Consider the following 5,310-nt stretch of genomic DNA (forward strand, 5'->3'; position numbering starts at 1 on the left):
TGGCCGCCGCCGGAAAAGCGGAGGGCGAAGCCGCCGAAGCGTTGCTGGCGGCCGAACGCGCGGTCGCCGACGACATCACCGCGCTCGACGTCGCGCTGCCGGAAGGTTCGGTGCGCGACCGGGCTCCGGTGGCCCTCGCGACCGCGCGGGCCCGCGCGGAAGCCGACCACACGGAGATGAAGCGGCGCGTGGCGCACGTGGCGGGCCTGCAGGGCGACATCGCGGCCGCCGAGTCCGAGGCGCAGGTCGCGCGGCTGCTCGCGGACCTGCTGCGCTCGGACAAGTTCCCGCGCTGGCTCATCGCCGGCGCGCTCGACACGCTGGTCGCCGAGGCGTCGGCGTCGCTGCTCGAACTCTCCGGCGGCCAGTTCGAGCTCACCCACGACAAGGGCGACTTCCTGGTGGTGGACCACAACGAGGCCGACGCCCGACGCCCGGTCAAGACGCTGTCCGGCGGGGAGACGTTCCAGGCGTCGCTCTCGCTGGCGCTGGCGTTGTCGTCCCAGCTCGGCGCGATGGCCGCGGAGGGCGCGACCCGGCTCGAGTCCATCTTCCTCGACGAGGGATTCGGGACCTTGGACGAAGCGACCCTCGACGTCGTGGCGTCCACGCTGGAGAACCTCGCCGCCACCGGCTCCCGGATGGTCGGGGTGATCACGCACGTGCCCGCGCTGGCCGAGCGCGTCCCGGTGCGGTTCCTGGTCACCCGCGACGGGTCCGGCTCGCACGTCGGCAGGGAGGGCGCATGACCGCGGTGGCAGGCATGAACTTCAGCATCGACACCTGGGACCCGGGCTACGGCAGCTCGATGGAGGCCGAGGAACTGGGCCGCTCCCAGGCCGAGGTCGAACTCGACGTAGAAGTCCCCGAAGACGAGTGGGCGCCAATCGACCCGTCGCCGGTACCGGTGCCCGAGGCCGTGCTGTTCGTCGACGGCGTCCGGCGGATCGACGCGCGCGTCTGGATCGACGACCCGGCGGGCACGAACTCGGCGTCGATCGGGATCTGCGCGTCCTACGCGGCCGGCGTGGTGTGCTGCTGCGAGGGACAGGCGCACGTCGTGGGCACCGACGTCCGGCGCGGGCTGTTCACGGTGGCCCCGCAGGCCGACGACATCGCGACCCCGGCGGGGCTGTACACGGCGCACCGCGCGGCGGCCAAGGACGACAAGCCGCTGCCGGTGGTGCTGTCCTCGGCGCTGCAGGAACAGCTGGCACTGGTCGAGGAGGAGACGGCGGTCCGCGCGCGCACGGCGAGCCACGTACGCGGCGACCTCCTGGTCGTGGACGGCCCGCTGCGCGGGCGCGCGCACCTCGAGCGGGCGGTCGGGTTCATCAAGAGCCACCAGACGACGTACCTGCCCGGCGAGCTCAACGCGATGGTCGGCGCGCTCGGGCCGCACCAGCGCACGCCGGTGTTCCTGATGGGGACGACCTGGGTCCGGCACTCGTGGTACCTGCGGCTGCCGTCGGTGGGCGGGCCGCCGTGGTCCGGGGTCGTGCGGGTGGAGGCGGCACCGCACCTCGGCCGCGCCGAGGTGGCGGAGCTGGCGAACCTCACGCAGTCGGTGCTGGGGCGGTTCGCTTCGGTGGCTTACAAGGACTCGCGGGCGCCGCAGAACCTGTACCCGATCGCGGGGCTGGAGCGCGATCTGCGGCACCGGCTGGGGGACCAGCAGTTCGTGTACCGCGCGTTGCGGCTGGCCGCGGCCCGCTGACGTGTGGGTCGCTCGGCCGTCGTTCCTCGGGCCGACCTTCGTGCGGCCGATGACCTTCGCGCGGCCTGCGACCCTGGCGCGGCCGGCGGCGGGTGCGTGGCTGCGACCTTCGCATGGCCGGCGACCCTCGCGCGGCTGGTGGCTGGTGGCTGGTGGCTGGCGGCGGGTGCGTGGCTGCGGCCTTCGTGCGGCTGCGATCTTCGTGCGGCTGGCGACCTTCGGGTGGCCGCGACTTTCGCGCGGCGGCGACTTTCGTGTGGTCGGCGGTGGGTGCATGGCCGAGACCTTCGCGTGGCCGCGGCGGGTGCGTGGCCGTGCTGGGCCCCGGGCGGCGGGCCTGGGGAGCACGTGCCGCCCGGGGTGTCCGGTGTGGAGGGTCAGCTCAGTGAGCCGTCTCCGGTCTGCGGTGCGCCCGCCGGCTTGACCGCGACCTGCGGTTTCGCCGGCTTGGGGGCCTTCGACGTGGCCGGCGGCTTCGGCTTCGTCGTGGGCGGCTTCGGGTGCGCCGAGCTGCTCGGCGGCGGCGTGCCGAGGATGGTGAAGCTGCCGGTGGCCACGCGCCCGTCCGAGCAGGTGAACTGCGCCGTGTACTTGCCCGGGGTCGTGATCGCCGTGGTGTGGCCGCCGGCCCGGCCCCAGTTGCCGCCTTCGGTGAACACCAGCGGCGCGGCGAACCCCTTCGACATGACCGTGGTCTTCGGGGAGCAGCCGCCCAGCGCCGCGTGGGTTTCCGCGTCGATCCGGCCGCCCGGCTCCACCTGCTGGGTCAGTCCCCAGCTGACTTCGGCCGCGCTCGCCGGGGCCGCCAGCGCGAGCGTCGCCGTGCTCGCCGCCATTAGGCCGATCAGGGTTTTCTTGACCATGGTTCGTCCCCTCTCCTTCGTGCTCCTCCCACGCTTGAGCCGGGGAAATGGTTGAGTCCCCCGGAAATTTCATGTACGTGAACATCGTCGCGACTGTGTTTCCCGCTCACGTATGGGGTTAGCTGGGCCGATGCGCAACGGACGGCTCGTTCTAGCGGTGGTCCTGGGTTTGTCGCTGGCGACACCGGCGGCGGCGGACGCGCAGCCGTGGCGCGACGCCCGGCAGCCGCCGGATCGCCGCGCCGCCGAGCTGATCGCGGCGATGACCCTCGACGAGAAGATCTCCCAGCTGCACCTGCAGCCCGACGCGGAGCACCAGCGGTTCGTGCCGCCGATCCCGCGGCTGGGCGTGCCCGGGTTCCGCATCGCCAACGGCCCGGCGGGCATGGGCCCGGCCGACGACAAACCGCAGAAACCGGCGACCGCGCTGCCCGCCACGATGGCGCTGGCGTCGACGTTCGACACCGGTCTGGCGCGCCGCTACGGCCGGCTGATCGGCGCCGAAACCCGCGCGCTCGCGCACAACGTGTCCGAGGCGCCGGACATCAACATCGCCCGCGTCCCGCGCAACGGGCGGACGTTCGAGGGCATGGGCGAGGACCCGGTGCTCGCCGGCGCGCTGGCCGCCGCCGACATCCGCGGCATCCAGGAGAACGGGACGATCGCCGAGGTCAAGCACTACGCGGCGAACAACCAGGAGACCCAGCGCTTCAGCATCGACGAGCACATCGACGAGCGCACGCTCAACGAGATCTACCTGCCGCACTTCGAGCGGTCGGTCGTCGAGGGCCGCGCCGGCTCGGTGATGTGCGCGTTCCCGAAGATCAACGGCGTCTTCATGTGCGAAAACCCGGCCCTGCTGCAGGGCAAGCTGCGCGACGACTGGGGGTTCGAGGGCTTCGTCCAGTCGGACTGGGGCGCCGCGCACAGCACCGCCGGGTCGGCGGCCGCGGGCATGAACCTCGAGATGATCGACGGCACCTGGTACGGCGACCGGATGAAGCAGGCCGTGCTCGCCGGTCAGGTCACCGAACAGCGCGTGGACGAGCTGCTGCTGCCGCGGTTCCGCACGATGTTCGCCTTCGGGCAGTTCGACCACCCGCCGGTGCTCTCACCGCTGCCGACGGCCCGGCACGACGCCGCCGCGAAGGAGTTCGCGGAACGCGGCATGGTGCTGCTGCGCAACGAGCACGCTCAGCTCCCGCTCGATTCCTAGGTGAAGTCGATCGCGCTGATCGGGCCCTTCGCGACCCGGGCCAAGACCGGCGGCGGTGGCAGCTCGGCCGTCATGCCGACGTCCACAGTGGACCCGTTGGCCGGGCTCCGGCAGCGTGTTCCGGGCGCGGCCGTGACGCTCGACGACGGCAGCGACGTCGCGCGGGCTGCCGAGCTGGCGCGGGGCGCGGACGTCAGCGTGGTGATGGTCGGGGACAACGAGACCGAGGGCAAGGACCGGCCCAGCCTGGCGCTGGAGGGCACCCAGGACGCGCTGGTGGCCGCGGTCGCCGCGGCGAACCCGCACACGGTGGTCGTGGTGAAGAGCGGCGGCCCGGTCCTGATGCCGTGGTCGGCTTCGGTGCCCGCGATCCTGCAGGCGTGGTACCCCGGCCAGCAGGACGGCGCGGCGGTGGCGAGCGTGCTCTTCGGCGACGTCAACCCGTCGGCGAAGCTCCCGATCACGTTCCCGGCGGCGGACGCGGACACCCCGGCGAACACGCCCGCGCAGTTCCCGGGCGTGGGTGGGATCGCGACTTATTCGGAGGGCTTGCAGGTCGGCTACCGGTGGTTCGACGCGCAGGACCGGGCGCCGCTGTTCCCGTTCGGGTACGGCTTGTCGTACACGACGTTCGCGTTCTCGGGCTTGTCGGTCCGGAACGCGGATGACGGCGCGACGGCGACGTTCACGGTCCGGAACACCGGGCGGCGGGCGGGTGCCGAGGTGGCCCAGCTGTATCTGGGCTTCCCGGCCGCGGCTGGGGAACCGCCGCGGCAGTTGAAGGGGTTTTCGCGGGTTTCGCTGGCGCCGGGGGAGTCCCGGCGGGTGACGATCCGGCTGGTCGCGCGCGACTTTTCGGTGTGGGACACGGCCGGTCACGGGTGGCAGCCGGTGCGCGGCGGGTTCACGGTGTCGGTCGGCGATTCTTCGCGGTCCTTGCCGCTGCGGGCGACCTTGGTTCGGTGACGCGGGCACCTCACGGGCACTCGGTCGCGCCGGGCCGGGGGCCGCGCACCTCGGCGGCGTCAGCCCTTGCAGCCCGGCGCCGTCGCGGCCGCCAGCATCAGCTCCGGGGATTCCGCCATCGGCGCGACCGGGTCGTAAGTGCCGTCGATGTCCTGCTGCGCGCGCTGGACGGCGTCCGCGGCCGGGCCCTGCGAGGCGCCGTCGCCCGGTTTGGCGCTGTCGAGGGTCTTCTTCGCGTCCGCCGCGCGGTCGCGGGCCGTTGTGTACTTGGTCACGAACGCCTGCCGGACCCTCTCGGCGACCGGGACCGGGGCCGGGGGCAGGGCCGTCAGCTTGTCGACCACCTCGCCGGTGCGGGCCGCGATGCCGCCCAGGGTCGCGCTCAGCACCTGCTGCGCTTCGGCCACCGAGGCCGGATCGGGCTTCGGCGTGCCGGCCTCGTCGTTGGTGCGCCGGCGGTAGCCGTGGATCGCGGCGCAGAAGCCGTCCATCCAGCCGAGGACGGCCGGGTCGGCGGCGGTGGTGGGCACCGACGGCGTCGCGGGCGC

Annotated in this window: 6 protein-coding genes; 4 read left to right on the plus strand and 2 right to left on the minus strand. The window is 73.2% G+C overall.

The window, feature by feature from the left end:
• Together G3I65_RS19645 and G3I65_RS19650 are read left to right on the plus strand one after the other, a co-directional pair.
• Positions 1–749 (plus strand): SbcC/MukB-like Walker B domain-containing protein (locus tag G3I65_RS19645; protein WP_275940158.1); only part of this gene is annotated, 749 nt, incomplete at its 5' end.
• Positions 746–1,717, plus strand: a complete 972-nt coding sequence (locus G3I65_RS19650) for a hypothetical protein (RefSeq protein ID WP_160697406.1) — start codon at positions 746–748, stop codon at positions 1,715–1,717. The genes G3I65_RS19645 and G3I65_RS19650, both read left to right, overlap by 4 nt.
• A gap of 377 nt (positions 1,718–2,094) precedes the next feature.
• Here the strand turns inward: G3I65_RS19650 and G3I65_RS19655 are convergent, their stop codons facing one another.
• Positions 2,095–2,580 carry a hypothetical protein gene (locus G3I65_RS19655; RefSeq protein ID WP_160697407.1) on the minus strand — a complete coding sequence of 162 codons (486 nt, stop codon included), beginning with the start codon at positions 2,578–2,580 and terminating at the stop codon, positions 2,095–2,097.
• A gap of 130 nt (positions 2,581–2,710) precedes the next feature.
• Between G3I65_RS19655 and G3I65_RS57390 the strand changes: the two genes are divergently transcribed.
• Complete coding sequence (locus G3I65_RS57390) at positions 2,711–3,796, plus strand: glycoside hydrolase family 3 protein (protein WP_239071306.1); 1,086 nt, start codon at positions 2,711–2,713, stop codon at positions 3,794–3,796.
• Positions 3,797–4,762: a glycoside hydrolase family 3 C-terminal domain-containing protein gene (locus G3I65_RS57395; RefSeq protein WP_309235567.1), complete on the plus strand. Its 966-nt coding sequence runs from the start codon at positions 3,797–3,799 to the stop codon at positions 4,760–4,762.
• A gap of 59 nt (positions 4,763–4,821) precedes the next feature.
• On the opposite strand, the gene G3I65_RS19665 is transcribed toward G3I65_RS57395, so the two are convergent.
• The coding region (locus tag G3I65_RS19665) for a hypothetical protein (protein ID WP_160697408.1) at positions 4,822–5,310 on the minus strand (489 nt) is incomplete at its 5' end.

Source organism: Amycolatopsis sp. SID8362 (genome assembly GCF_010550475.1).
Lineage (GTDB): Bacteria > Actinomycetota > Actinomycetes > Mycobacteriales > Pseudonocardiaceae > Amycolatopsis > Amycolatopsis eburnea.